General features: G+C 66.6%; 29 protein-coding genes and 6 pseudogenes. 23 read left to right on the top strand and 12 right to left on the bottom strand.

Annotated elements, in window-relative coordinates:
- Positions 1-16 precede the first annotated feature (16 nt).
- The 6 genes and pseudogenes from D3874_RS31855 to D3874_RS28365 form a co-directional block, all read left to right on the top strand.
- Positions 17-439: pseudogene (locus tag D3874_RS31855) on the top strand (FAD-linked oxidase C-terminal domain-containing protein); the annotation flags it as partial.
- Positions 399-746, top strand: a complete 348-nt coding sequence (locus D3874_RS31850) for an FAD-binding oxidoreductase (RefSeq protein WP_119776605.1) — start codon at positions 399-401, stop codon at positions 744-746. The pseudogene D3874_RS31855 and the gene D3874_RS31850, both read left to right, overlap by 41 nt.
- 3 nt (positions 747-749) lie before the next feature.
- Positions 750-1340, top strand: a pseudogene (locus tag D3874_RS31845) (metallophosphoesterase family protein); the annotation flags it as partial.
- Positions 1341-1658: a hypothetical protein gene (locus tag D3874_RS29915; RefSeq protein WP_233559810.1), complete on the top strand. Its 318-nt coding sequence runs from the start codon at positions 1341-1343 to the stop codon at positions 1656-1658. It abuts the pseudogene before it with no gap.
- 39 nt (positions 1659-1697) lie between these two features.
- Positions 1698-2686: pseudogene (locus D3874_RS03615) on the top strand (SDR family oxidoreductase).
- A 205-nt stretch (positions 2687-2891) separates the two neighbouring features.
- Positions 2892-3044, top strand: coding sequence for a GNAT family N-acetyltransferase (locus D3874_RS28365; RefSeq protein ID WP_158595815.1), 153 nt, complete (start codon positions 2892-2894; stop codon positions 3042-3044).
- Here the strand turns inward: D3874_RS28365 and D3874_RS28360 are convergent.
- The 10 genes and pseudogenes from D3874_RS28360 to D3874_RS32360 form a co-directional block, all read right to left on the bottom strand.
- Positions 3023-3160 (bottom strand): hypothetical protein, encoded by a 138-nt coding sequence (locus tag D3874_RS28360; protein ID WP_158595814.1) that lies wholly within the window; start codon positions 3158-3160, stop codon positions 3023-3025. The genes D3874_RS28365 and D3874_RS28360 overlap by 22 nt on opposite strands.
- Positions 3161-3310: 150 nt before the next feature.
- Positions 3311-3466: a hypothetical protein gene (locus D3874_RS28355; RefSeq protein ID WP_158595813.1), complete on the bottom strand. Its 156-nt coding sequence runs from the start codon at positions 3464-3466 to the stop codon at positions 3311-3313.
- The gene (locus tag D3874_RS03605; protein WP_119776594.1) at positions 3457-4008 is read right to left on the bottom strand and encodes an NAD-dependent epimerase/dehydratase family protein; all 552 of its coding nucleotides are present in this window, start codon (positions 4006-4008) and stop codon (positions 3457-3459) included. Before D3874_RS03605 ends, D3874_RS28355 begins: the two co-directional genes overlap by 10 nt.
- Positions 4009-4048: 40 nt before the next feature.
- Positions 4049-4198, bottom strand: coding sequence for a hypothetical protein (locus tag D3874_RS29910; RefSeq protein WP_233559809.1), 150 nt, complete (start codon positions 4196-4198; stop codon positions 4049-4051).
- Entirely contained in the window at positions 4195-4677 is a 483-nt protein-coding gene (locus D3874_RS29905) for a metallophosphoesterase family protein (protein ID WP_233559808.1), read from the bottom strand. The genes D3874_RS29910 and D3874_RS29905 overlap by 4 nt, the downstream gene beginning before the upstream one ends.
- Positions 4678-4708: 31 nt before the next feature.
- Positions 4709-4909, bottom strand: a pseudogene (locus D3874_RS31840) (metallophosphoesterase); the annotation flags it as partial.
- 51 nt (positions 4910-4960) lie between these two features.
- Entirely contained in the window at positions 4961-5407 is a 447-nt protein-coding gene (locus tag D3874_RS31480; protein ID WP_456306392.1) for an FAD-binding oxidoreductase, read from the bottom strand.
- A pseudogene (locus D3874_RS31475) lies at positions 5365-5532 on the bottom strand (hypothetical protein); the annotation flags it as partial. The pseudogene D3874_RS31475 and the gene D3874_RS31480, both read right to left, overlap by 43 nt.
- Positions 5532-6386 (bottom strand): FAD-binding oxidoreductase, encoded by an 855-nt coding sequence (locus D3874_RS31470; RefSeq protein ID WP_233559807.1) that lies wholly within the window; start codon positions 6384-6386, stop codon positions 5532-5534. The pseudogene D3874_RS31475 and the gene D3874_RS31470, both read right to left, overlap by 1 nt.
- Positions 6386-7356 (bottom strand): annotated as a pseudogene (locus tag D3874_RS32360) (L-threonylcarbamoyladenylate synthase). Before D3874_RS32360 ends, D3874_RS31470 begins: the two are co-directional and overlap by 1 nt.
- 97 nt (positions 7357-7453) lie before the next feature.
- Here D3874_RS32360 and D3874_RS03585 point away from each other — a divergent pair.
- The 14 genes from D3874_RS03585 (at position 7454) to D3874_RS03525 (ending at position 17769) form a co-directional block, all read left to right on the top strand.
- Entirely contained in the window at positions 7454-9247 is a 1794-nt protein-coding gene (locus D3874_RS03585; protein ID WP_119776588.1) for an acyl-CoA dehydrogenase, read from the top strand.
- A 133-nt stretch (positions 9248-9380) separates the two neighbouring features.
- A complete protein-coding gene (locus D3874_RS27805; RefSeq protein WP_147385511.1) occupies positions 9381-9740 on the top strand; it encodes a hypothetical protein in 360 nt (119 codons plus the stop codon).
- 98 nt (positions 9741-9838) lie between these two features.
- The gene (locus tag D3874_RS03580) at positions 9839-10093 is read left to right on the top strand and encodes a ribbon-helix-helix domain-containing protein (protein WP_119776586.1); all 255 of its coding nucleotides are present in this window, start codon (positions 9839-9841) and stop codon (positions 10091-10093) included.
- Between the two features lie 5 nt (positions 10094-10098).
- A complete protein-coding gene (locus D3874_RS03575) occupies positions 10099-10410 on the top strand; it encodes a type II toxin-antitoxin system RelE/ParE family toxin (protein WP_119776584.1) in 312 nt (103 codons plus the stop codon).
- A gap of 286 nt (positions 10411-10696) precedes the next feature.
- Complete coding sequence (locus D3874_RS03570) at positions 10697-10939, top strand: helix-turn-helix transcriptional regulator (protein ID WP_119776582.1); 243 nt, start codon at positions 10697-10699, stop codon at positions 10937-10939.
- Between the two features lie 2 nt (positions 10940-10941).
- Positions 10942-12195, top strand: a complete 1254-nt coding sequence (locus D3874_RS03565; RefSeq protein ID WP_199698903.1) for a type II toxin-antitoxin system HipA family toxin — start codon at positions 10942-10944, stop codon at positions 12193-12195.
- Positions 12196-12353: 158 nt separating this feature from the next.
- On the top strand, positions 12354-12692 hold the full coding sequence (locus D3874_RS03560; RefSeq protein ID WP_119776576.1) for a nucleotidyltransferase domain-containing protein: 339 nt from the start codon (positions 12354-12356) through the stop codon (positions 12690-12692).
- Entirely contained in the window at positions 12689-13066 is a 378-nt protein-coding gene (locus D3874_RS03555) for a HEPN domain-containing protein (RefSeq protein ID WP_199698902.1), read from the top strand. The genes D3874_RS03560 and D3874_RS03555 overlap by 4 nt, the downstream gene beginning before the upstream one ends.
- A 30-nt stretch (positions 13067-13096) precedes the next feature.
- Positions 13097-13306 carry a hypothetical protein gene (locus D3874_RS03550; RefSeq protein WP_119776572.1) on the top strand — a complete coding sequence of 70 codons (210 nt, stop codon included), beginning with the start codon at positions 13097-13099 and terminating at the stop codon, positions 13304-13306.
- Positions 13307-13389: 83 nt separating this feature from the next.
- The gene (locus D3874_RS03545) at positions 13390-14439 is read left to right on the top strand and encodes an MBL fold metallo-hydrolase (protein WP_233559806.1); all 1050 of its coding nucleotides are present in this window, start codon (positions 13390-13392) and stop codon (positions 14437-14439) included.
- 44 nt (positions 14440-14483) lie between these two features.
- Entirely contained in the window at positions 14484-14924 is a 441-nt protein-coding gene (locus D3874_RS03540) for a MarR family winged helix-turn-helix transcriptional regulator (RefSeq protein WP_119776567.1), read from the top strand.
- Positions 14921-15691, top strand: coding sequence for an enoyl-CoA hydratase (locus D3874_RS03535; RefSeq protein ID WP_119776564.1), 771 nt, complete (start codon positions 14921-14923; stop codon positions 15689-15691). Before D3874_RS03540 ends, D3874_RS03535 begins: the two co-directional genes overlap by 4 nt.
- 239 nt (positions 15692-15930) lie before the next feature.
- On the top strand, positions 15931-16749 hold the full coding sequence (locus D3874_RS03530; RefSeq protein ID WP_119776562.1) for an SDR family oxidoreductase: 819 nt from the start codon (positions 15931-15933) through the stop codon (positions 16747-16749).
- Positions 16750-16830: 81 nt separating this feature from the next.
- Positions 16831-17769, top strand: a complete 939-nt coding sequence (locus D3874_RS03525) for a histone deacetylase family protein (RefSeq protein ID WP_119776559.1) — start codon at positions 16831-16833, stop codon at positions 17767-17769.
- Between the two features lie 7 nt (positions 17770-17776).
- On the opposite strand, the gene D3874_RS03520 is transcribed toward D3874_RS03525, so the two are convergent.
- Entirely contained in the window at positions 17777-18964 is a 1188-nt protein-coding gene (locus D3874_RS03520) for a glycosyltransferase family 2 protein (protein ID WP_119776557.1), read from the bottom strand.
- Between the two features lie 345 nt (positions 18965-19309).
- Here D3874_RS03520 and D3874_RS03515 point away from each other — a divergent pair, with 345 nt between their 5' ends.
- The 3 genes from D3874_RS03515 to dxs are packed head-to-tail and all read left to right on the top strand — an operon-like array spanning position 19310 to position 22419.
- Positions 19310-19567: an exodeoxyribonuclease VII small subunit gene (locus D3874_RS03515; protein WP_119776716.1), complete on the top strand. Its 258-nt coding sequence runs from the start codon at positions 19310-19312 to the stop codon at positions 19565-19567.
- Positions 19568-19577: 10 nt separating this feature from the next.
- Positions 19578-20474 carry a polyprenyl synthetase family protein gene (locus D3874_RS03510; protein ID WP_119776554.1) on the top strand — a complete coding sequence of 299 codons (897 nt, stop codon included), beginning with the start codon at positions 19578-19580 and terminating at the stop codon, positions 20472-20474.
- Between the two features lie 10 nt (positions 20475-20484).
- Positions 20485-22419, top strand: coding sequence for a 1-deoxy-D-xylulose-5-phosphate synthase (dxs, locus tag D3874_RS03505; RefSeq protein WP_119776551.1), 1935 nt, complete (start codon positions 20485-20487; stop codon positions 22417-22419).
- Positions 22420-22524: 105 nt separating this feature from the next.
- Here the strand turns inward: dxs and D3874_RS03500 are convergent, their stop codons facing one another.
- Positions 22525-24585 carry a tetratricopeptide repeat-containing serine protease family protein gene (locus D3874_RS03500; RefSeq protein ID WP_158595811.1) on the bottom strand — a complete coding sequence of 687 codons (2061 nt, stop codon included), beginning with the start codon at positions 24583-24585 and terminating at the stop codon, positions 22525-22527.
- Positions 24586-24664: the final 79 nt, after the last annotated feature.

Here is a 24664-nt window from a genome sequence, read left to right as displayed (position 1 = left end):
CGCCGCCCTGCCCGATGTGACCGGCGCCATCACCCTGCTGGGCCGCCTGCGCCAGGCCGCGGGCGAAGGCCTGACCGCCTTCGAACTGCTGCCCGAGATCGGCATCGGGTTCGTGCTGGACCATTTGCCCGGCGCCAAGCGCCCCCTGGCGACGGTCGCGCCCTGGTATGTCCTGATGGAGATCGGCGGCCAGGACGAGGGCCGGCAGGCCCTGCTGGAAGCGACCCTGGCCCAGGCCATGGAAGACGGCCTGGTGCTGGACGCCACCATCGCCGCCTCGCAAGCCCAGGCCCAGGCCCTGTGGCACCTGCGCGAAGACATGTCCGACGCGCAGAAACCCCAGGGCGCCAGCCTGAAGCACGATATCTCGGTCCCGGTCCAGCGCCTGGACCGGTTCGTTGCCGCCGCCAACGCCGCCATCACGGCGCGCGACGCCCAGGTGCGCATCGTCTGCTTCGGCCACCTGGGCGACGGCAACCTGCACTTCAACCTCAGCCAGCCGGTGGGGTGGATCCGGCCGCCTTCATGCCCGCACGCAGGAGTTTGCGGAAATCGTCCACGACCTGACCCATCAGTTCGGCGGCTCGATCTCGGCCGAGCACGGCCTGGGCCGCCTGAAGGTCGACGAGATCACCCGCTATCACTCGACGGTGGAACTGGACCTGAAACGCCGGATCAAGCAGGCTTTCGACCCCAAGGGCCTGATGAATCCCGGCAAGGTCATCACCGGGCAACAGACAAGTTGAACAATGGGGCCCCCGCGGCCGATCCCGACCGCTTGCAGGGAGGCGGAGAGGATGAGAATCGTTCTGGTTTCCGACAGCCACCTCAGCCCCGTCGTCGGCGCGTTCGGCGACAACTGGCTGGCCATCAAGGCCTGGATCGCCAGCATGCGGCCCGACATGGTCGTGCACCTGGGCGACATCACGGCTTATGGCGATGAAGATCCCGCCGAGCTGGCCCAGGCCTTCCAGGCCCTCAACAGCGGCGACTGGGAGAAACGCTTCCTGCCCGGCAATCACGACATGGGTGACAACCCGCCGGGCCCGGCGTGGCCTCGGAACAGCAACTGGTCGACCTCGAGCATCTGCAGCGCTACCGCGGGTCTTCGGCCCCGATCGCTGGTCCTTCCGGGCCGGTGCCTGGCAGATCCTGGGCCTCAACGCCCAGCTTTTCGGCACCGGCCTCGACGAGGAGGAGGCGCAGTTTGCCTGGATCGAGGCGGCGCTTGGAACATCCGCGGGCCCGTTGGGCGTGATGCTGCACAAGCCGCTGTTCCGCAACGGCCGGCGGACGACGAGATCCACGGGCGCTATGTCCCGGCGGCACCGCGGCGGCGGTTGCTGGAGCTGCTGGCCCGCCGGGATTTGCGCTTCGTCGTCGCCGGCCACACCCATCAGACACGGCAGATCGAGGTGGACGGCGTCGAGCATGTCTGGGCGCCGTCCTGCGCCTTCATCATCCCCGACGCCCTGCAGGAGACGATCGGCGCCAAGATCGTGGGCGCCATGACCCTCGACCTGACGGATACGACCCACCACTTCCGCCTCGCCCTGCCCGACCGGGTGGCCCAGCACAATGTGGCCGACTTCCCCCAGCTCTACCCGGAATTCACCGCCAAGTTCATCGCCGAGCGCGACCAGTTGCCCAGACCCTGAAGGATAGGCCACACTGGGCAAAACATAAGGGAGGGCTGCATGCCCAGTGCGTTCGTGACCGGGGCCACCGGCTTCGTCGGCATCAATCTGGTGGACGAGCTGCTGGCGCGCGGCTGGACCGTCACCTGCCTGGTGCGGGCGGGCTCGAACACCAAATACCTCGACCGCCGCGCCGTCGCCAAGGTGACGGGCGAGATTACCGACATCGAGTCGCTGCGGGGGCCATGCCGGCCGGCCTCGACGCCGTCTTCCACGTCGCCGGCGACACCAACATGTGGTCGCGCAACAACCCGCAGCAGACCGCCAACAATGTCGACGGCACCCGCAACATGTGCACCGTCGCCCTGGAAAAGGGCGTCAAGCGCTTCATCCACACCTCGACCGTATCCGTCTGGGGCCTAGTCGACGGCCCCGTGACCGAGGAGGTGCCCCAGCGGGGCGGCTCGTCCTGGATCAATTACCAGAAGTCGAAATACCTGGCCGAGCGGGAAGTGGCGGCCGCGGTCGGGCGCGGCCTCGACGCCGTGATCATGAACCCGGCCGCCATCGTCGGCGCCCAGGACAGCCATACCTGGGCCCGCATGTTCCTGATGGTGGCGCAGGACGAATTGCCCGGCGTGCCGCCCGGCGGCCTCTCCTTCGCCCATGTCCGCGAGGTGGTGAACGCCCATATCGAAGCGGTCGCCCGCGGCCGCACCGGCGAGAATTATGTCCTGGGCGGAACCGAGGCGACGATGAAGGACTTCGTCGGCGAGATCGCCCGGCGCCTGGGCAAGACCAAGGCGCCACCGGTCATCCCCCTGCCCCTGCTGAAACTGTTCGGCCGGCTCTATGCGCTCAAGGCCGCGATCACCGGCAAGCCGCCGGCGCTCACCCCCGAGACCGCGGCCATGGCGGCCAAGGTCAATCCCTGCCCCAGCCTGAAGGCTCAGCGCGAACTGGGCTATCGCACCGTACCGCTGGCCGTGATGGTCGCCGACTGCGCCGACTGGCTGATCGAGCAGGGTTACATCGCGAGGCCGGCTTGAGCGGCACGTTCCGCGACGTCGGCGACGGTGATGTCGACGGCCTCGTCTCCCTGTGGACCGCCTGCGCCTGACCCGGCCGTGGAACGATCCCCGGGCGACATCGCCCTGGCCCGCCGCTCGGCCGAGGCGACCATCCTGGTCGCGACCGAGGCAGGGGCGGTGGTCGGCAGCGTCATGGTCGGCCACGAGGGCCATCGCGGCTGGGATGTACTATCTGGCCGTCGCCCCCGCCCTGCGCCGCACCGGCCTGGGCCGGCGCCTGGTCAAGGCCGCAGGCGGTCCACAGGGAGACGAGGCCGTCGACATCACCGTCGCCGACGTCGCGGAACGTGCCGCTCAAGCCGGCCTCGCGATGTAACCCTGCTCGATCAGCCAGTCGGCGCAGTCGGCGACCATCACGGCCAGCGGTACGGTGCGATAGCCCAGTTCGCGCTGAGCCTTCAGGCTGGGGCAGGGATTGACCTTGGCCGCCATGGCCGCGGTCTCGGGGTGAGCGCCGGCGGCTTGCCGGTGATCGCGGCCTTGAGCGCATAGAGCCGGCCGAACAGTTTCAGCAGGGGCAGGGGATGACCGGTGGCGCCTTGGTCTTGCCCAGGCGCCGGGCGATCTCGCCGACGAAGTCCTTCATCGTCGCCTCGGTTCCGCCCAGGACATAATTCTCGCCGGTGCGGCGCGGGCGACCGCTTCGATATGGGCGTTCACCACCTCGCGGACATGGGCGAAGGAGAGGCCGCCGGGCGGCACGCCGGGCAATTCGTCCTGCGCCACCATCAGGAACATGCGGGCCCAGGTATGGCTGTCCTGGCGCCGACGATGGCGGCCGGGTTCATGATCACGGCGTCGAGGCCGCGCCCGACCGCGGCCGCCACTTCCCGCTCGGCCAGGTATTTCGACTTCTGGTAATTGATCCAGGACGAGCCGCCCCGCTGGGGCACCTCCTCGGTCACGGGGCCGTCGACTAGGCCCCAGACGGATACGGTCGAGGTGTGGATGAAGCGCTTGACGCCCTTTTCCAGGGCGACGGTGCACATGTTGCGGGTGCCGTCGACATTGTTGGCGGTCTGCTGCGGGTTGTTGCGCGACCACATGTTGGTGTCGCCGGCGACGTGGAAGACGGCGTCGAGGCCGGCCGGCATGGCCCGCCGCAGCGACTCGATGTCGGTAATCTCGCCCGTCACCTTGGCGACGGCGCGGCGGTCGAGGTATTTGGTGTTCGAGCCCGCCCGCACCAGGCAGGTGACGGTCCAGCCGCGCGCCAGCAGCTCGTCCACCAGATTGATGCCGACGAAGCCGGTGGCCCCGGTCACGAACGCACTGGGCATGCAGCCCTCCCCTTATGTTTTGCCCAGTGTGGCCTATCCTTCAGGGTCTGGGCAACTGGTCGCGCTCGGCGATGAACTTGGCGGTGAATTCCGGGTAGAGCTGGGGGAAGTCGGCCACATTGTGCTGGGCCACCCGGTCGGGCAGGGCGAGGCGGAAGTGGTGGGTCGTATCCGTCAGGTCGAGGGTCATGGCGCCCACGATCTTGGCGCCGATCGTCTCCTGCAGGGCGTCGGGATGATGAAGGCGCAGGACGGCGCCCAGACATGCTCGACGCCGTCCACCTCGATCTGCCGTGTCTGATGGGTGTGGCCGGCGACGACGAAGCGCAAATCCCGGCGGGCCAGCAGCTCCAGCAACCGCCGCCGCGGTGCCGCCGGGACATAGCGCCCGTGGATCTCGTCGTCCGCCGGCCCGTTGCGGAACAGCGGCTTGTGCAGCATCACGCCCAACGGGCCCGCGGATGTTCCAAGCGCCGCCTCGATCCAGGCAAACTGCGCCTCCTCCTCGTCGAGGCCGGTGCCGAAAAGCTGGGCGTTGAGGCCCAGGATCTGCCAGGCACCGGCCCGGAAGGACCAGCGATCGGGGCCGAAGACCCCGGTAGCGCTGCAGATGCTCGAGGTCGACCAGTTGCTGTTCCGAGGCCACGCCGGGCCCCGGCGGGTTGTCACCCATGTCGTGATTGCCGGGCAGGAAGCGTTTCTCCCAGTCGCCGCTGTTGAGGGCCTGGAAGGCCTGGGCCAGCTCGGCGGGATCTTCATCGCCATAAGCCGTGATGTCGCCCAGGTGCACGACCATGTCGGGCCGCATGCTGGCGATCCAGGCCTTGATGGCCAGCCAGTTGTCGCCGAACGCGCCGACGACGGGGCTGAGGTGGCTGTCGGAAACCAGAACGATTCTCATCCTCTCCGCCTCCCTGCAAGCGGTCGGGATCGGCCGCGGGGGCCCCATTGTTCAACTTGTCTGTTGCCCGGTGATGACCTTGCCGGGATTCATCAGGCCCTTGGGGTCGAAAGCCTGCTTGATCCGGCGTTTCAGGTCCAGTTCCACCGTCGAGTGATAGCGGGTGATCTCGTCGACCTTCAGGCGGCCCAGGCCGTGCTCGGCCGAGATCGAGCCGCCGAACTGATGGGTCAGGTCGTGGACGATTTCCGCAAACTCCTGCGTGCGGGCCATGAAGGCGGCCGGATCCACCCCCACCGGCTGGCTGAGGTTGAAGTGCAGGTTGCCGTCGCCCAGGTGGCCGAAGCAGACGATGCGCACCTGGGCGTCGCGCGCCGTGATGGCGGCGTTGGCGCGGCAACGAACCGGTCCAGGCGCTGGACCGGGACCGAGATATCGTGCTTCAGGCTGGCGCCCTGGGGTTTCTGCGCGTCGGACATGTCTTCGCGCAGGTGCCACAGGGCCTGGGCCTGGGCTTGCGAGGCGGCGATGGTGGCGTCCAGCACCAGGCCGTCTTCCATGGCCTGGGCCAGGGTCGCTTCCAGCAGGGCCTGCCGGCCCTCGTCCTGGCCGCCGATCTCCATCAGGACATACCAGGGCGCGACCGTCGCCAGGGGCGCTTGGCGCCGGGCAAATGGTCCAGCACGAACCCGATGCCGATCTCGGGCAGCAGTTCGAAGGCGGTCAGGCCTTCGCCCGCGGCCTGGCGCAGGCGGCCCAGCAGGGTGATGGCGCCGGTCACATCGGGCAGGGCGGCGAAGCCGACGCCCTGGACGCGGGGGCGCTGCCACAGGCGCAAGGTCGCGGCGGTGATGATGCCCAGCGTGCCCTCGGCGCCGATGAACAGGTGCTTGAGGTCGTAGCCGGTATTGTCCTTGCGCAAAGCGCGCAGGCCGTCCCAGAGCCGCCCGTCCGGCAGCACCACTTCCAGGCCCAGGACCTGCTCGCGGGTATTGCCATAGCGCAGGACATGGATGCCGCCGGCATTGGTCGCCAGGTTGCCGCCGATGGTGCAGGTGCCCTCGGACGCCAGCGAGACCGGGTAGAGCCGGTCGGCCGCCGCGGCGGCGGCCTGAACCTGCGCCAGCGTGCAGCCGGCCTCGACCGTGATCGTGTCGCCGGCGGGATCGACCGCGCGCACGGCCTTGAGGCGGTCGGTCAGGATCAGCACCTCGCCCCCCCGTTCGTCGGGGGTCGCGCCGCCGACCAATCCGGTATTGCCGCCCTGGGGCACCATGGGGATGCCCGCCGCATAGAGCAGGGCCATGGCTTGAGACAGGGCATCGACGGTGGCGGGGCGCAGGGCGAAGGGCGTTTTGCCGGTATAGCGGCCGCGCATGTCGGTGAGGCGGGGTGCCAGGTCGTCCTGGTCCTCCACCAGGCCGCCGGGGCCGAGGATGTCGCGCAGGCGGGCGACGAGGTCCGGGGCGATCGCCATCAGGCCGCCTCGCGCGGGGCGGCGGCGCGGATCAGCCGGTCGCGGATCGCCTCGCCCAGGCCCTCGGCCGGGATCGGCATCACGGCGATGCCCGCCGCCCCGGAACGGTCGAGCTGGCGCAGCATGCGGAACAGGTTGGCGGCCGCCTCGGTCAGGTCGCCGCCGGGCGACAGGTTCAGCACTGTCCGCGCACCCAGCAGCGCCGCCGGCCCGAAGGCGAGCAGGGCCTCGTTCCCGGCGACGCTGGTCGCCTCGAGGCGCACCGGCAGGTGCGGGGCGTAATGGGAGAGCAGGCGGCCCGGGCTTTGCGGCGCCTCGCCATCATCGTGGCCGGCCTCGCGCAGGGGGCCGGTGATCGCCTCGATCGACGCGCGGGCCAGGCCCCCGGGCGCAGCATGACGGGACCGTCCTCGAACAAGCCGACGATGGTCGACTCGACCCCGACAGGGGTCGCGCCGCCGTCGACGACCAGGGCGACCTGGTCGGGGGTGAAGGCTTCGGCGACATCAAGGGCGGCGGTCGGGCTGAGCCGGCCGGAAGGATTGGCGCTGGGCGCGGCCAGGGGCACCCCGGCGGCCGCGATCACCGCCCGGGCCACCGCGTGGGCGGGGCAGCGCAGGGCCAGCGTGTCGAGCCCGGCCGAGGCCAGCAGCGAGATCGGGCAATTCTCGCCCCGGGGCAGCACCAGGGTCAGCGGCCCGGGCCAGAAGGCCGCCATCAGGCGCCGGGCCAGGGGCGAAACCACGGCCAGGGCTTCCGCCCCGGCCACATCGGCGACATGAATGATCAGCGGGTTGAACTGCGGCCGGCCCTTGGCGGCATAGATCCGCGCCACCGCCGCGTCGGACGTGGCATCACCGGCGAGGCCGTAAACGGTCTCGGTGGGCAGGCCGACCAGCAGGCCGTGCTTGAGTGCGCGGGCGGCTTGGGCAATGGTCTGCGGGCCAGAGGGCTTGATGGGCACCGTCATGTGCGGCGTCGTGTCGGCTTTCCAAATTCGTGTCCGCCTTAGCATATCGCGCCGCCAGTGCCTATAACGCACGGCCCAAAACCGGAGAGCCTGACCGATGACCGTCTATGCCGCCCCCCTGCGCGAGCTGATGTTTACGCTGGAGACGATCGGCCAGCTCGAAGAAATCTCGGGCTTCGAGGCCTATGAGCATGCCTCGCCCGAGATCGTCGAACAGGTGCTGGAAGAGGCGGGCAAGCTCGCCCGCGACGTGATCGCCCCGACCAACCAGGTCGGCGACCGCGAGGGTGTCAGCCTTGAAAACGGTGTCGTGACCGTGCCCAAGGCCTTCGAGGCGGCCTGGAAGGCCTATGTCGAGGGCGGCTGGCCCGGCGTGCCCTTCGAGGCCGAATTCGGCGGGCAGAGCCTGCCCTGGACCCTGACCTGCGCGGTGCAGGAGATCTGGACCTCGGCCAACATGGCCTTCGGCCTGATCATGCTGCTGAACCAGGGCGCGACCGAGGCGATCAATGCCCACGGCACGCCCGAGCAGAAGGAAACCTACCTCCACAAGATGATCGCCGGCGAATGGACCGGCACCATGAACCTGACCGAACCCCATGCCGGCTCGGACCTGGGCGACATCAAGAGCCGGGCGACCCCGGTGGGCGACGGTTCCTGGCGCGTCAAGGGCACCAAGATCTTCATCACCTTCGGCGAGCACGAGCTGGCCGAGAACATTATCCACCTGGTGCTGGCCAAGACGCCGGGCGCGCCCGAGGGCAGCCGCGGCATTTCCTGCTTCATCGTGCCGAAGTATCTGGTCAATGCCGATGGCACGCTGGGCCGGCGCAACGACCTGCGCTGCGTCTCGCTCGAACACAAGATCGGCATCCATGCCAGCCCGACCTGCGTCATGGCCTATGGCGACAACGATGACTGTATCGGTTACATGATCGGCCAGGAGAACCGCGGCCTCAATGCCATGTTCACCATGATGAACAATGCCCGCGTCTCGGTCGGCGGGCAGGGCTTAGGGCTGGCGGAGCGCGCCTATCAGCAGGCCCTGGCCTTCGCCCAGGAACGCAAGCAGGGCAGGGCCATCGGTGCCGCGGCCGCCAGCCCGATCATCGACCATCCCGACATCCGCCGCATGCTGATGACCATGAAGTCGACGGTCGACGCCATGCGTGCCATGGTCTGCCGCAATGCCCTGGCGCTCGACCTCTCCAAGGTCGCGGCAACCCCGGAAGAACGCGCGGCCGAGCGGGCAATGGCCGACCTGCTGACCCCGATCACCAAGTCCTGGTGCACCGACCGCGGCGTGGAACTGACCTCGCTGAACATCCAGGTCCACGGCGGCATGGGCTTCATCGAGGAAACCGGCGCTGCCCAGCACTGGCGTGACAGCCGCATCGCCCCGATCTACGAGGGCACCAACGGCATCCAGGCGATCGACCTCGTCACCCGCAAGGTGACGCTCAACGGCGGCGACACGGTGAAGGGCCTGCTGGCGCAGATCCGCTCGCTCACGCCGCGCCTGCAAAGCATCGGCGACGAGGACTTCAACGTCATCGCCCGCGAGCTGGGCGCCGCCACCGTCGCCCTGACAGAGGCAACCCAGTGGGTGCTGGAGAACGTGGGCAGCCGTCCCAACGACGTGCTGGCCAATGCCGCAACCTATCTCGACATGGCCGGCGCCGTGGTCGGCGGCTGGCTCCTGGCCCGCCAGGCTCTGGTCGCGCACGAGCGCCTGAACGAGGCCGGCGCCGACCAGAAATTCCTGAAGGCCCGCATCGCCTCGGCTCGCTACTTCGCCGAACAGCGCCTGCCCGTCGCCGCCGCCCTGCTGGGCCCGGTCACCCGCGGCAATGCGCTGCTGGAGGATCTGCCGGCGCTGCTGGCGAGTTAAGAGACTGGAAATTCGCAGGAAGCGCCGGTTGGGGCCGGCGCTTCCTGGCAGTACAGGTAAATGTCTGCAGTAGGTTCTGTAGCAAGTACTGTGTCACTGGAATTCCTGATGTAACTGAGGCGGGCTAAGAACCATGAGTCACCTGCTCTCCAAACACGGCATCTCCGACTTCGAATGGTTCCGCGCCACGGTTAATGAGGCCCAATCTGATCCTGTAGGTATGTGGAGCATGATCAGGGCGGGCCGCGAGGGTTTTGCTTTAAACGGCGGTGAACTCGAAGATTTTGTTCGCCGGTTTGTCGTCGAAATGATCACAGCTGGTGCGGTTCCAATCAAGGGGGATAAGAAGGCACCCTTTGGCTGGAGTCCGGTGCCAAGGTATGGCGGTGAACCGGCAAAGGTCGCAGATTCCCTTATCGGCGAGTGGCAGGAATCCAAATCGGACCCTGGCCTCGATGGAATATGGTTCGCCTTTCCCTCTGTCTGGAAGTAGGTGGGGAAGAGCCGCCGTGACATGAGGAGAGGCCACTCGCATCCCTTGCCCCGTATTCAACTTTGATTATATTGAATACGAAGACTCAAGGAGGCGCCATGTCTCGCACCACGACCATGACCGTCCGCCTTAGCGGCGCGCTCAGCGATTTCGTCGCGGCGAATGTCGGCGAGAACGGCGCCTACGAGAATATCAGCGAATATGTCCGCGACCTGATCCGGCGCGACAAGGAACGAGTCGAGCGTGAAGCCTTCGACCACCTGAGGGCCGAGTTGACCCTCGCCTTCGCCGCGCCAGACAACAGCTACAAGGAACTCACCGCCGCCGAAGTGATCGCCCGCAACCGGGCCTGACCCTCGTGGCGGTCCGTGTCCAGGAGGCGGCCTCGCTCCGCCTCGACGAGATCTACCGATACACGCGCGATCGCTGGGGGCAGGAGCAGGCCGATCGTTACCTCACCGGCCTGTTCGCCGCCTTCGAGCGGATCGAGGCGCGCGGCGTCCTGTCGAAGCCCGTTCCGGCGGCGTTCGGGGTAGATGGCTATTTCTTCCGCTACGAACGCCATTTCGTATACTGGAAACGGCTGGAAAACGGCGATATCGGCATCGTCACCATCCTTCATGAACGGATGCACCAGATCGACCGGTTCAAGGATGATCTTTCCAGCTAGGGCACGCAGAGGATCGAAACGAAAACGATGCCCGCGCGCCGTCCGGTTGTTATGATCGCGCCGCCTCGCGACACCGCCTGCCTGTGGCGGCCAGCCTGCCCGGCCCCGCCACCTGCGGCAGCGACCTGCTGTAAGACCCTGCCGATGCTGCTGGCGAGTCGAATGGTTATCCCGATCGGGAAAGTATCGCCCGAGTCTACGAGAATTGGGTGCTATTTTCCCGAGCGGTAAATTTCTCGCGACAAGAGGTAGAGGATCATGATATTTTCCCGATCGGGAAAGTATCATGATGAACCGTATACTCACGCCGGCCGATATTGGCCGCCTTGTCCGCCAGGCCAGGAAAGCGGCCGGTTTGCGCCAGGACGAACTGGCGGGGGCCGCCGGTGTCGGCCTGCGCTTTGTCGTGGATCTGGAAGCCGGCAAGGCGACGGCGCAGCTTGGCAAGGCGCTGCAGGTCCTCAGTGCATTGGGCTGTTCTTTCGAGATCATCCCGCCGCCAGATCCTAAGGGAGAGGGCGGGGCGTGACGATGCGGGAACTCGACGTCTGGTGGAACGGCCGCGTCGTCGGCAAGCTCGCGCAGGACCGGCACGGCGACTTGAGCTTCACCTATTCGCCTGCCTGGCTTGACGACGAAAGGGCGCCGCCGTTGTCGGTCTCCTTGCCGAAGCGGGCAGAAGCTTTCTCGCGCCGCGAATGCCGGCCGTTCTTCGGCGGTCTTCTGCCCGAAGAGGGCCAGCGGGACGCGGTTGCGCAGGCGCTTGGCGTCTCGCGCGCCAATGATTTTGCCCTGCTCGATCGCCTCGGTGGGGATGTTGCCGGCGCGCTGCAGCTTCTGCCGCCCGGCGAGACACTGGCCGTGCCCTCGCCACAGGACAGAGCGGCACCGCTCGACGATGCCGCATTGCTCGGCGTGCTGGAGGCGCTGCCGACGCGTCCCTTGCTGGCCGGCGGGGAGGGGATACGGCTGTCGTTGGCCGGCGTGCAGGCGAAAGTCCCCGTGGTGCTCGTGGATGGCGCCGTGGCTTTGCCGGCGCCCGGGCAACCGACCACTCATATCCTCAAGCCTCCGATTGCGCGCTTTCCCGCCACGACCGAGAACGAAGCCTTTGTCATGCGCCTTGCCGGTGCCGTCGGGCTCGACGCCGCACCGGCTGAGCCTCGCATCGTGCTGGGGCGCCCGTTCCTGCTCGTCGGGCGCTACGATCGGACGAAGACTGTCGACGGCCTGGTTCAGCGTATTCACCAGGAGGACTTCTGCCAGGCGCTGGGCGTGCCGCCGGAAACCAAATACGCCAGCGAAGGCGGCCCCGGATTCAAGGAATGCTTCGGTCTTCTGCGCCGTATCGCCGCGCGTCCCGCTGTCGAAGTCATCAAGCTGCTGGATGCCGTGATCTTCAACGTCATTGCCGGAAATGCCGACGCCCATGGCAAGAATTTCTCGATTCTCTATGACGGCCAGGGGCCGCGGCTGGCACCGCTCTATGATCTCCTGGCGACGGTTGCCTATCCGGGGCTGTCGCCGAAATTCGCCATGAGGATCGGGAGAAAGGCGACCCTGGCCGAATTGGATGCGAAGGGATGGGCTGCCTTCGCCGCCGACGCGGGCCTTGGCATGCCGCTGGTGCGGCGGCGGATTTTGGAACTCAGCCAAAGCGTCATCATCCAGGCGCCGGCCGTGGCGGCGGCCATGACGAATGACGGCCTCGACGATGCCGCCCTTTCGGATTTCGCCCTGATGGTCGGCAGCCGCGCGGAACGGTGCGCTGAGACCATTCGCTAGTGGTTAAAATCTGACACCAGGTACTCGGGGTTTTGTCATCCGGCCGTTGTCGGGATGCCGAAATGATCCAGGCCCCAGCGGACGGACCTTGTTCAATGGGCAGAGAAGATCGAAACGAAAACGATGCCCGCTCGTCGTCCGGTTGTTATGATCGCGCCATGAAGCATGTAGACCCCGATACGGAGGCTGCGGTTCGCCGCTTTCTCTCCCTGGTCGCCGGCCGATACGAGCCGGCGGGGGCGATTCTCTATGGCAGCCGCGCGCGGGGGACGCACCGCCCCGACAGCGATGCCGATGTCGCCGTGCTTCTAAAAGGCGAGCACCAGCGGGTGTTGACGACCACCCTGGCCATGGCGGATGTCGCCTATGACGTCTTGCTCGAGACCGGGGTCAATATTTCGCCCATGCCGGTCTGGCTCGACGAATGGGAGAATCCGGAACGCTTTTCCAATCCCGCCCTGCTTCGCACTATCGCCCGCGAGGGGATCATGCTGTGACGGTGCAGAGCCTGCTGGCAAAGGCGGAGCAGGCGGCGGCATCGGCGCTTGTCTTGCTCGAGATCGGAGATGCCGACGGGGCGTGCAATCGCGCCTATTTCGCCATGTTCGACGCGGCCCGCGCCGCCCTGCTCGCCGCAGGCCACGATGTGGGCAAGACGCACAAGGGCGTGCTCAATGCGTTCAGCAATCATCTGATCAAGGATGGCCCCTTGCCCAAAGAACTGGGGCGGCTTCTCAAGCAGGCCGAGACTCGCCGCTATGTGGCCGACTATGACGGCGATTCGGTGAAGGCGGCGGACGCGCGCGAAATGATCGGCCAGGCGACGACCTTCATCGCCGCCTTGCGCGACGGTTTCCTGCGAGGCGCATGAGACCGGGCGGCCCGCCGAGGAACCGCCCGGGTGGTGCGCGGGGCTGGCCTGGTGCTCGATGCCGGCACCGACCCGGCCGCGATCGGCGCTGCCCTGGGGCGCTTGCTGGACGAACCGGGCTTCTCGGAATCTGCCCGCCGGCTCGGCACCGCCATGGCCCGGGAAATCGCGCAATCGCCGCTGGTCGAGGAGATCGAGGCCCTGGCTGCGCGTCGGCCCAGTCTGTGCGCGGTCGGTTGACGTAAGGGAAAATCACCCTCGGTTGACGTGCACGTCAAGGCTCCTACACTGGGGTCATGGCATTGCAGCAACGAGGCGACCCCGTGTCCGGACTGACTTTTCCGTTCGAGGCCAAGCCAGGTCCGGGCGAGGCGATCGAGGTTGCGCCCGGGGTGCTGTGGGCGCGCCTGCCGCTGCCCTTCAGCCTGGACCACATCAATATCTGGCTGGTCGAGGACGGCGACGGCTGGGCCGTGGTCGATACCGGCCTGCGGGGCCACAATACGGAAGCGCTGTGGCAGCAATTGTTCACCGGGCCGATGGCCGGCCGGCCGGTGACCAAGGTGGTGGTCACCCACCTGCATCCCGATCACGTCGGCCAGGCCGGCTGGCTGTGCCGCCATTTCGGCGCACCCTTGTGGATGACGCGCGAGGAATTCCTCACCGCCCGGCTGCTGTGCCTCGATGTCCGCGACGAGCCGCCGCCCGAAGCGGTCGATTTCTATCGCCGTGCCGGCTTTACCGACACCATGATGCAAACCTACATGGCGCGGGGCTTCGGCAGCTTCGCCCAAGGCGTCACCGACTTGCCGCTGGGGCATTGCCGGCTCAACGACGGCGGCACGATCGAGATCGGCGGCAAGGCCTGGGAAGTGGTGGTCGGGCGCGGCCACTCGCCGGAACATGCCAGCCTCTGGTGCGCGGAGCTGGGCCTGCTGATCTCGGGCGACCAGGTGCTGCCGCGCATTTCTTCCAATGTCTCGGTCAATCTGTCGGACCCGGAAGGCGACCCGCTGACCGACTGGCTCGACTCGCTGGAACTCATCGCGCGCCGGGTGCCCGACGACGTGATGGTGCTGCCCTCGCACAACGAGCCGTTCTACGGCCTGCACCATCGCCTGACCCGGCTGGCCATCGGCCATCAGCGCCGGCTCGACACCATTATCGAGGCGCTGGAGGCGCCGCGTCACGCGGTCGACCTGCTGGGCCCGATGTTCCGCCGCCCGCTGGAGGGCCACGACCTGATCCTGGCCCTGGGCGAGGGCCTGGCCCACCTCCATTGCCTGCGCCAGCGCGGCATGATCGCCCGGGACGAGGGCGCCGACGGCATCCACTACTGGCGCCGGTTGGTGGCGGCGCGCGACGCGGCCTGAAATAATACTTCACATGTGAAGTAACTGCGGGTAGGTTGCGGGCCATGAAGCCGCGTCCTCCCCGCCTGTTCTATCTGTTGAACCGCGCCCGCCATGCCTTGTTCAAGGCGGCGGACGTGGTCCTGCTCGATCAGCTGGACATCACCGGCGCGCAACTGGGCGCCCTGTTCGTGCTGGGCGAGTCGCCGGGCTGTACCCTGGGCGATCTCGCCGAGCGGCTGGAGCTCAATGCCTCGGCGGTCACCGGCCTGGCCGACCGGCTGGAACGCGCCGGGTTCATCGAGCGCAAGCTCGGCGAGAGCGACCGGCGCATCACCAACCTGTTCCTGACCGCTGCGGGGGCCGAGCGCGTGCGCGCGTCCAAGCCGCTGATGGCGGCGGTGAACGACCAGCTCACCGACGGCTTCACCCCAGACGAGATCGCTGTCGTCGCCCGTTTTCTCGATACCGTCGTCCACCGTTTTGCGAGGAGTTCAAAACCATGAGCGAGATCCTGACTTCGACCCTCGATGGGGTCACCACCATCACCTTCAATCGCCCCGACAAGAAGAATGCCCTGACGCTTGCCATGTACGATGCCATCGTCGACGCATTGAATGCCGCCGCGGCCGATCCGGCCGTGCGGGTGGTGGTGCTCACCGGGGCGGGCGATGCCTTCACGTCGGGCAACGACCTGATCGATTTCATGCGGAACCCGCCCGATATCGCCGGTGAATCGCCGGTCTCGCGCTTCCTGGCGGCGATTTCGAGCTTCCCCAAGATCCTGGTGGCCGCGGTCAACGGCCTGGGCGTCGGTGTCGGCATGACCATGCTGCTGCACTGCGACCTGGTCTATGCCGCCGACACGGCCAGGCTCTCGATGCCGTTCACGCAACTGGGCCTGGTGCCGGAAGCGGCGTCCAGCCTGCTGGTCCCGGCCATGATCGGCCATCGCAAGGCGGCCGAGCTGTTCCTGTTCGGCGATACCGTCGACGCCGCCCGGGCGGCCCAGCTCGGCTTCGTCAACGAGGTGGTGCCGGCGGCCGCCCTGGCCGATCACGTCGCCGCCAAGGCCCGCCGCCTGGCCGCCGCCGCGCCCACGGCCCTGCGGTTGACCAAGCAGTTGATGAAGCCGGCCATTGCCGACATCGCCCAGCGCATGAAGGACGAAGGCGCCCTCTTCGGCGAGCAGTTGCGCGGCCCCGAATTCGCCGAAGCCGTCGCCGCCTTCTTCGCCAAGCGCAAGCCGGATTTCCAGCAGTTCGCGGCTTGAAACTCAAACCCTGATCGTCATGACCGGGCTTGTCCCGGTCATCCACGTCGGGACATTGCAAGTCCGTTGACGGAAGAGGCAGCTTGCCGACGTGGATGGCCGGGACTTCGCCCGGCCATGACGGCAAGGGAAGTGTTCAGGCCCAGGGCCTTGTCCAGGATGACGCGGGGGAAAAGCCGGGGGCTTGCGTGTCGGCGTCGCCTCTGGTCTCGTGCAGCCCACAAAAAAGAGGAGGGGACATGAGCAACCTCAAGGGCAAGACCCTGTTCATCACCGGCGCCTCGCGCGGCATTGGCCTCGCGATCGCCAAGCGGGCGGCGCGGGACGGGGCCAATATCGCGATCGCGGCCAAGACCGTCGATCCCCACCCCAAGCTGGAAGGCACGATCCACACCGCCGCGGCCGAGATCCGGGCGGCCGGCGGCGAGGCGCTGCCGCTGACCGTCGACGTGCGCGAGGAAGACCAGGTCCGTGCCGCCATCGCCAAGACGGTCGAGACCTTCGGCGGCATCGACGTGCTGGTGAACAATGCCAGCGCCATCCAGTTGACCGGCACCCTGTCGACCGACATGCGCCGCTACGACCTGATGCACCAGATCAATACCAGGGGCACCTTCCTGTGTTCCAAGCTGGCGGTGCCGCACCTGAAAAAAGCGGTCAACCCGCATGTGCTGAACCTCTCGCCGCCGCTCAACATGGAAACCCGCTGGTTCAGCCCGCACGTCGCCTACACCATGGCCAAGTTCGGCATGTCCATGTGCGTGCTGGGCATGGCGGAGGAATTCGCCGATGACGGCATCGCCTTCAACGCCCTGTGGCCGCGCACGGCGATCGCCACCGCCGCGGTCAGCATGCTGGGCGGCGACGCCATGGTGCGCGCCAGCCGCAAGCCGGAAATCATGGCCGATGCCGCCTATCTGATCCTGACCAAGCCCAGCCGCGGCTTCACCGGCAACTTCTGTATCGACGACGAGGTGCTGACGGCGGCCGGTGTCATTGATCTCGATCAATATGCGGTTGACCCCAGCGCGCAGCTGGCGCCGGATTTCTTCATTTAACGGGGGGCTTCCCCAGCGGCGCATTCCGGCGCAACAGTAAGGTAACCTAAAAGAACAAGTTGCCCGGAAGCGCCCTCATTCATGTCCACCATCCTGTTTTCGCACCCCAGTTGCCTCGATCACGATACCGGCTGGGGCCACCCGGAATGTGCCGATCGCCTGCGCGCGGTCATGCGCGCGCTTGAGGCGGAAGATTTCCACTACCTCGAACGGGTGGAAGCGCCGGCCGCGACCCGCGAGCAACTGACCCGCGTCCACACCCCCGATTATGTCGACTGGGTCCTGGCCAAGGTGCCGACCGCGACCGGGCACCAGGCGGTGCATCTCGATGCCGATACCATCGTCTCGGCCGGCTCGGGCCAGGCGGCGCTGCATGCCGCCGGCGCGGTGGTCGCCGCCGTCGACGCGGTGCTGACCGGGGCAGCGCGGTCCGCCTTCTGCGCCGTGCGGCCGCCCGGCCATCACGCCGAACCCGACCATGCTATGGGCTTCTGCATCTTCAACAATGTCGCCGTCGGGGCCCAGCATGCCCGGGCGGTCCACGGCCTCAGCCGCGTCGCGGTGGTCGATTTCGATGTCCACCACGGCAACGGCACCCAGGCGGCCTTCCAGGGTGATCCCGACCTGTTCTACGCCTCGACCCATCAGGCGCCGCTCTATCCCGGCACCGGGGCCGTGGGCGAGACCGGCTGCGCCGACAACATCCTGAACGCGCCGCTGCCGCCGGGCGCCGACGGGCCGGCTTTCCGCCGCGCCTTTGCCGAGCACATCCTGCCCGCGCTGGACCGGTTCGCGCCGGAACTGATCCTGATTTCGGCGGGCTTCGACGGCCACGCGCTGGACCCGCTGGCCAACCTGCGCCTGATCGAGGCCGACTACCGCTGGGTGACCGCGGAATTGGCCGCGCTGTCCAGGCGCCATTGCAAGGGCGGCCTGGTCTCGACCCTGGAAGGCGGCTACGACCTCTATGCCCTGGCCTCGTCGGTCGCGGCCCATGTCGCGACCTTGATGGTGCATTGAGGCGGCGTCAGCCCTCGGGCTGGCGGTGCTTGATCTCCATGACGCTGCCCAGGAAGCCGGCCAGGCCCAGTTGGGTGCCGGCGGCGAGCGCGGTCAGCGACAGGATCAGGCGCCGCAGCAGGCTGGAATAGTGGACCGGGCCGAAGTCCAGCCCGCCCCATTCCACCATCGCTGAAACCGCGCCGGCCAGGCCGCCGGCCAGCAGGGCCAGGGCGACCAGCAGCAGCCGTTCCAGGGTCAGCCGGCTCAGCGCGCTTTCCAGCCGGGGCGAGGCCGGCAGGAAGCCTTGTGCCGCGCCAAAGCGCCGGGCCAGCAGGCCGAAGGTCAGGCTCTGGGTGCCGACCAGGATGCCCATGCAGGCGACATAGAAGGTGTGGACGTCGATGGTCAGGCCGTCGGCCAGCTTCAGCGGCCCGGGCAGCAACAGCGCGGCCCCCAGGATGCCCAGCCCGATCAGCGCCAGGCCTGGATACATGAACAGCCAGCGCGGGCTGTAGAGCAGGAGGAAGCGCAGGTGGCGCCAGCCGTCGCGCCAGGTACGCAGGTGCGGCGGGCGCGAGCGCCCGTCCTTGCGCAGGGTGGTGGGCACCTCGGCGATCCTCAGGCCGGCGAGGGCGGCACGCACCACCATCTCGCTGGCGAATTCCATGCCCAGGGTTTGCAGGTGCAGGCCGGCGACCGCGTCGCGGCGGAACCCGCGCAGGCCGCAATGGAAATCGCCAGCGTCGATCGAAAAGAACAGCCGGCCCAGGAAACTCAGCACCGGGTTGCCCAGGTAGCGGTGCAGGAAGGGCATGGCACCGGTGCCGATGCCGCCCTTGAAGCGGTTGCCCATGACCAGGTCGGCACCGCCGCGCAAGGCCTCGACGAAGCCGTCGAGGCGGCTGAAATCGTAGGAATCGTCGGCATCGCCCATGATCACGAAGCGGCCGCGCGCGGCCTCGATGCCGCCGATCAGGGCAGCACCATAGCCGCGGCTGGTCACGGCCACGACGCGCGCGCCGTGTTCCCGGGCGATCGCCTGGCTGCCGTCGCTCGAGCCGTTGTCGGCGATCAGCACTTCGCCCGCGATCCCGCTGCGCTTCAGGAAGTTCGTCGCCTTGGCGATGCAGACCGCCAGAGTTTCCGCCTCGTTCAGGCAGGGCATCAGGATGGTGAGCTCGATTGGCTGGCTGGTTGGATGTTCACTGCCCATGCGGCCGGTCCCGTAAATGCTGTGCCATGCTGGCAGACGTGAAATGTTCGGGTGAGGAAGTGTTCTGGGACCTTGTTACTACCGCGCCGTTAACCATAGATTGAGATCGAGCCGATTCCTGCATGAAATGGCCACGCTCGGCGCATCGGCCGTGCAAAGGGCCGGGATAGTTGTTTTCCTCGGTTTTGCCCCGCCGGCAGGGCTGGGTCATTCCGGCTTGTCTTGCCTGATGAAGCCGTTTACCACCTGTTGGCAGCCCCGTTGGGCAGGGCCAGGGTGCCGCATGGTGGCGGCCCGGCCGTTGGACTAGATTTGATCTCGCGCAAAATAATCGAAGGCCGAAAGATGCCTGCTTCCCCCGCGCCGCTGCCGGCCGATATCACGTCCTTGAGCTTCGAAGCTGCCTTGAAGGAGCTCGAGGGGATCGTGCGCCAACTCGAGGACGGCCGTGTCGATCTCGAAGCCTCGATCGACATCTACGGCCGCGGCGCCCTGCTCAAGCGCCATTGCGAGGCCAAGCTGGCCCAGGCCAAGGCCAAGATCGAGGCGATCGTGACCGGTCCCGACGGCGAGATTGCGACACGAGCTTTCGATGCCGGCTGATGGGGCTGCCATGACCGATGCGCTGAACGCCGCGCTGGCGAAAGCCGCCAGCGATATCGAGAAGACCCTGGACCGTGTCCTGCCGCCGGCGAGCGGGCCCGAGGCGCGCCTGGCCGAGGCCATGCGCTATGCCTGCCTGTCGGGCGGCAAGCGGCTGCGCCCGTTCCTGACGCTCGAAGTGGCGCAATTGTTCGACGTGACGCCGTCCTGCGCCTATCGCGCCGCCGCCGCGATCGAGGCCATCCATTGCTACAGCCTGATCCATGACGATCTGCCGGCGATGGACGACGACGACCTGCGCCGGGGCAAGCCCACGGTGCACAAGGCCTTCGACGAGGCGACCGCGATCCTGGCGGGCGATGCCCTGCTGACCTTCGGCTTCGAGCTGCTGGCCGGCCAGGACACCCACCCCGATCCCCGCGTGCGCCTGGAACTGGTCGCCACCCTGGCCCTGGCCTCCGGCGCTCATGGCATGGTCGGCGGGCAGATGGCCGACCTCGCCGCCGAGAAGAGCGAGGGCGAGCTCGACCTGCACACCATCACCCGCCTGCAGAAGATGAAGACCGGCGCCCTGATCACCGCCGCGGCCGAGGCCGGGGCGATTCTGGGCAAGGCCAGCGCCGAGGCGCGGACGGCACTGAAGGGCTATGCCCATGACATGGGCCTGGCCTTCCAGATCGCCGACGACCTGCTCGACGTCGAAGGCCGGGTCGAGGAGACCGGCAAGGCCGTGGGCAAGGACGAGGCCCGCGGCAAGGCCACCTTTGTTTCCATCCTGGGGCTGGAGCGTGCCCGGGCCCAGGCGGAACTGCTGACCGAGCAGGCGATCCGCCATCTGGCGATGTTCGGGACGCGCGCCGACCTTCTGGTCGCGCTGGCGCGTTACGTCATCGAGCGCAAGTCTTGAAGTCTGGGACATGACGACTGTGACCATCAGCCCACCGCATACCCCTCTGCTCGACCAGGTTGCCGGGCCTGAGGATCTGCGGACCCTGACCGAGGAGCAATTGCCGGCCCTGGCCGCCGAACTGCGGGCCGAGACGATCGAGGCCGTCTCGATCACCGGCGGGCATCTGGGGGCGGGCCTGGGCGTCATCGAGCTGACGATCGCCCTGCATTACGTGTTCGATACGCCGCGCGACCGCCTGATCTGGGACGTCGGCCACCAGGCCTATCCCCACAAGATCCTGACCCATCGCCGCGACCGCATCCGGACGCTGCGCCAGGGCGGCGGCCTCTCGGGCTTTACCAAGCGGGCCGAGAGCGAATACGACCCCTTCGGCGCCGCCCACTCCTCGACCTCGATCTCGGCCGGCCTCGGCATGGCCGTGGCGCGGGATCTCAAGGGGGACAACAACAACGTCATCGCGGTAATCGGCGACGGCGCCATGTCGGCCGGCATGGCCTATGAGGCGATGAACAACGCCGGTTCCATGGACAGCCGGCTGATCGTCATCCTCAACGACAACGACATGTCGATCGCGCCGCCCGTGGGCGCGATGAGCGCCTATCTCGCCCGCCTGATGTCATCCCGCTCCTATGTCAATTTCCGGCATATGGCCAAGCAGATGATCCAGCGCTTCCCCAAGAGCTTCGAGCGCACCGCCAGGCGGGCGGAGGAATACGCCCGCGGCATGGCCTCGGGCGGCGGCACCCTGTTCGAGGAACTGGGCTTCTACTACGTGGGCCCGATCGACGGCCACAATCTCGAACACCTGCTGCCCATCCTGCGCAACGTGCGCGATGCCGGCAACGGCCCGATCCTGGTTCACGTCATGACCCAGAAGGGCAAGGGCTACCCGCCGGCCGAGGCCGCGGCCGACAAGTACCACGGCGTCGCCCGCTTCGACGTAACCACCGGCGCCCAGGTCAAGAGCAAGCCCAATGCCCCGCAGTATACCCGCGTCTTCTCCGACGCCCTGATCAAGCTGGCCGAGAAGGACGAGCGCATCGTCGCCATCACCGGCGCCATGCCGTCCGGCACCGGCCTCGACCGCTTCGGCGAACGCTTCCCCAAGCGCTGCTTCGATGTCGGCATCGCCGAGCAGCACGCGGTGACCTTTGCCGCCGGCCTCGCCACCGAGGGGCTGAAGCCGGTCTGCGCCATCTATTCGACCTTCCTGCAGCGCGGCTATGACCAGGTGGTGCACGACGTGGCGATCCAGCGCCTGCCCGTGCGCTTCGCCCTCGACCGGGCCGGCCTGGTGGGCGCCGACGGTGCCACCCATGCCGGCTCCTTCGACCTGGCCTACCTGGGCTGCCTGCCCGATTTCGTGCTGATGGCGGCCGCCGACGAGGCCGAGTTGGCGCGCATGGTCGCAACCTCCATGGCGATCGACGATCGCCCCTCGGCCTTCCGCTTCCCGCGCGGCGAGGGCGTGGGTGTCGAGATCCCCGACGACCTGCAACCGCTGGAGATCGGCAAGGGCCGTATCCTGCGGGAGGGCGGCCGCGTCGCCATCCTCTCGCTCGGCACCCGCCTCGCCGAGGCCCTGAAAGCCGCCGACGAGCTGGCCGGCCGCGGCTTCCCCGCGACGGTCGCCGATGCCCGCTTCGCCAAGCCCCTGGACGAAGCCCTGATCCGCCGCCTGGCGACCGAGCACGAGATCCTGATCACCATCGAGGAAGGCTCGATCGGCGGTTTCGGCAGCCACGTCCTGCATTACCTCGCCAAGAGCGGCCTGCTCGACCGCGGCCTCAAGGTTCGCCCGATGGTGCTACCCGACGTGTTCCTCGACCAGGATGCGCCGGGCGCCATGTACGACGCGGCCGGGCTGAACGCGCGGCACATCGTGGCGGAAGTGCTGGCCGCGCTGGGCGACGCGGCGGCAGCGAAGGTGCTGCGGGCCTGAGCTGTCGGGTGCTGTCGCTCCGCAAGTGCAAGGTTGTGTCCCCGGAGCTGTCCGGGGCCGCGGCTGCTAGCTTGTGCCGTCAAGCCTTGCCGCGAAGAGCGATACCTATTTTGTACACTCGATCATGACGACCGACCGCATTCCCTGTTCGCTGACGTCAGCGGGATCGAGTTTTTCGGTGGAGGCGCGTGTCGCGTAGATCACGCCATTGGAATCGAGAAAATCTCGAACGACAGATGCCTTGATACCAAAGTTCACATTCTGTGGAACCGAGCCCGTAAGCTCCGCGATTGCTATCGCATCAAGAGTCGATACGACCGTCCCGACGACGTTGCCCGAAAGATCAAAGATCGGGCCACCCGAATTGCCAGGTTGTATTGGTGCGCTGATCTGCATAAGCCTTGTGTCATCGCCAATTCCCGCAAGGGCTGTCACCGTGCCTGTTGATGATTGCGGCATTGTCGAGAGGAGGCCAGCATAGGGATATCCCAGAGCGACAACGCTCTCGGCAGGCCGTATCCCGCGTCCCTCGCGAAAATAGATCGGCGTAAGATCCGGCAGGTCTGCGCGAATGAGGGCTAGGTCATTGCGGGTATCCGACGCAATGATCGTTCCCTTTGCGGCCGTTTGGCTGCGGCGAACAGAAATCGCCCTACACTCCTTTACCACGTGGGCATTGGTAACTATTGATGTCATGTGATCTATGACATACCCAGTGCCAACGGTTCTCTCACCCTGAGGCGGCGGGACAGGCTTAGGCGGTTTCGTCACGGAAGGGGCGTTATCGCGAAGAGCAAGGCGCTCAAGCGTAGCGAGTATTCCTTCTGGGCCAAGCCTATGGATATCGCACTGATCTTCATTCAGCGTTACCAGCTCACGTGACACCGGCGTAAAGTTAGTGCCACTCCAGACTTCGGTCTGCCTATCAAAATCCCCATACCTGATACATCCAACAATCTCGTAGGACTGAAGCTCCACCGCAAAATCGAAATGTACTTTGTCGCAAAAATGAGCTTGGCAGGTATTTACGACGAGCCATCCGTCTTGCTCCGCGACACTACCCGGCCCGTCCATCATCGGAAAGCTCTGGGCTGCCTTGTCACCAAAGACCAGTTTGAGTCGAACGGCCAACTCCGGCACCTCCGACATTTGGAAGCCATTCACTTTGCTGAACGGATGCTTTCCAATCCACGCCTTCAAATCTGCGGCTTTGGTGAACAAGGAGAACGTGCCGGGTTGCCACTCGAGTGCCTGCCTTCGCACCTCTGCGAGTTCCGTATCGCTCAGTTGTGGCAGGGTCCTTTCGAGATTTTTTTTGACGGCCTCAAGGTCATGTGGATCCACAAGCCTCTCGGTTGCTAGGAGAAACCAGAAACAGGCTTCTTTCGCGCTCTTCGCTGCCCCTCGCCCAGCAAGAATGTTGAGGCCCAGGTTGTATTGGGCGCTACCATCGCCGAGGTCGGCCGCTCTCCGATACCAACTGTTCGCGGTGACAAAATCAACGGCTACCCCGCGACCATTGGCGTAAAGGGTGCCGACACGGAACATGGCGGGCGCATATCCAAGTGCAGCTGCCGCCTCGTAGAATTCTTTGGCGCGCTTGTAGTCTCGATCGACCCCCTTACCAAGGTGCCACATCAAACCCAGCAGATAAGGTGCCTGGGGGTCTTTGCTGGCGGCGGAAGGCCATAGGTAGCGGAGTGCCAAATCGAAATCACCAGACTTATAGGCATCGGTACCACGCCGGACGTCGTCTTCGATCGTTAGCTTGGGCGCCTTCTCCATACCGCCGCTGTCTGTATAGAACCAGATATCACCTGCACCATCAGTGATGATGAGTTGTGTTGGGGTGACCATATAGGTCAAGGCACGGCAGTTATCGGCCGCTGAACTGAGCGCCGGTGGCGAGGTTCGGAGATTCAATATCTTGTAGGCGGCGTCGCAAAAATTCCCGCCCCTACCATAACTAAGTAATACCCATTCGGGATGGTCATGGCTGGGAAAGGCGTCGTCGATGAACAGGGTGGATACTTCCCTGTCGGTTGCGACCACCTGACCGTTCACCAGAATCTGAAAATTTCCGAATTTGCCCTGTATGGAGACTGGTCCGAGCGTCTTAACGAGGTCTGCCTTGGCACCTGAAGTGGGGAGCAGTGCCGTGGCCACGGTCAGCCAGAGAATCGTGGTTAGTCTTCTGATGCACATCCCCCACCTCGCCAGCCTGACCGTGCCAAGGGGCAGGAGC

This window comes from Oleomonas cavernae, from assembly GCF_003590945.1.
Lineage (GTDB): Bacteria > Pseudomonadota > Alphaproteobacteria > Zavarziniales > Zavarziniaceae > Zavarzinia > Zavarzinia cavernae.
This window is presented reverse-complemented; position numbering and strand designations above follow the sequence as displayed.

Bases quoted from the DNA above. Each gene is read 5' to 3' on its own strand.
- D3874_RS28365 (WP_158595815.1), top strand. From the start codon at position 2,892: ATGTACTATCTGGCCGTCGCCCCCGCCCTGCGCCGCACCGGCCTGGGC.
- D3874_RS28360 (WP_158595814.1), bottom strand. From the start codon at position 3,160: ATGGCGGCCAAGGTCAATCCCTGCCCCAGCCTGAAGGCTCAGCGCGAA.
- D3874_RS28355 (WP_158595813.1), bottom strand. From the start codon at position 3,466: ATGTTCCTGATGGTGGCGCAGGACGAATTGCCCGGCGTGCCGCCCGGC.
- D3874_RS03605 (WP_119776594.1), bottom strand. From the start codon at position 4,008: ATGCCCAGTGCGTTCGTGACCGGGGCCACCGGCTTCGTCGGCATCAAT.
- D3874_RS29910 (WP_233559809.1), bottom strand. From the start codon at position 4,198: ATGACCCTCGACCTGACGGATACGACCCACCACTTCCGCCTCGCCCTG.
- D3874_RS31470 (WP_233559807.1), bottom strand. From the start codon at position 6,386: ATGGCGATCGCCCCGGACCTCGTCGCCCGCCTGCGCGACATCCTCGGC.
- D3874_RS03585 (WP_119776588.1), top strand. From the start codon at position 7,454: ATGACCGTCTATGCCGCCCCCCTGCGCGAGCTGATGTTTACGCTGGAG.
- D3874_RS27805 (WP_147385511.1), top strand. From the start codon at position 9,381: ATGAGTCACCTGCTCTCCAAACACGGCATCTCCGACTTCGAATGGTTC.
- D3874_RS03580 (WP_119776586.1), top strand. From the start codon at position 9,839: ATGTCTCGCACCACGACCATGACCGTCCGCCTTAGCGGCGCGCTCAGC.
- D3874_RS03570 (WP_119776582.1), top strand. From the start codon at position 10,697: ATGATGAACCGTATACTCACGCCGGCCGATATTGGCCGCCTTGTCCGC.
- D3874_RS03565 (WP_199698903.1), top strand. From the start codon at position 10,942: ATGCGGGAACTCGACGTCTGGTGGAACGGCCGCGTCGTCGGCAAGCTC.
- D3874_RS03560 (WP_119776576.1), top strand. From the start codon at position 12,354: ATGAAGCATGTAGACCCCGATACGGAGGCTGCGGTTCGCCGCTTTCTC.
- D3874_RS03540 (WP_119776567.1), top strand. From the start codon at position 14,484: ATGAAGCCGCGTCCTCCCCGCCTGTTCTATCTGTTGAACCGCGCCCGC.
- D3874_RS03535 (WP_119776564.1), top strand. From the start codon at position 14,921: ATGAGCGAGATCCTGACTTCGACCCTCGATGGGGTCACCACCATCACC.
- D3874_RS03530 (WP_119776562.1), top strand. From the start codon at position 15,931: ATGAGCAACCTCAAGGGCAAGACCCTGTTCATCACCGGCGCCTCGCGC.
- D3874_RS03525 (WP_119776559.1), top strand. From the start codon at position 16,831: ATGTCCACCATCCTGTTTTCGCACCCCAGTTGCCTCGATCACGATACC.
- D3874_RS03520 (WP_119776557.1), bottom strand. From the start codon at position 18,964: ATGGGCAGTGAACATCCAACCAGCCAGCCAATCGAGCTCACCATCCTG.
- D3874_RS03515 (WP_119776716.1), top strand. From the start codon at position 19,310: ATGCCTGCTTCCCCCGCGCCGCTGCCGGCCGATATCACGTCCTTGAGC.
- D3874_RS03510 (WP_119776554.1), top strand. From the start codon at position 19,578: ATGACCGATGCGCTGAACGCCGCGCTGGCGAAAGCCGCCAGCGATATC.
- dxs (WP_119776551.1), top strand. From the start codon at position 20,485: ATGACGACTGTGACCATCAGCCCACCGCATACCCCTCTGCTCGACCAG.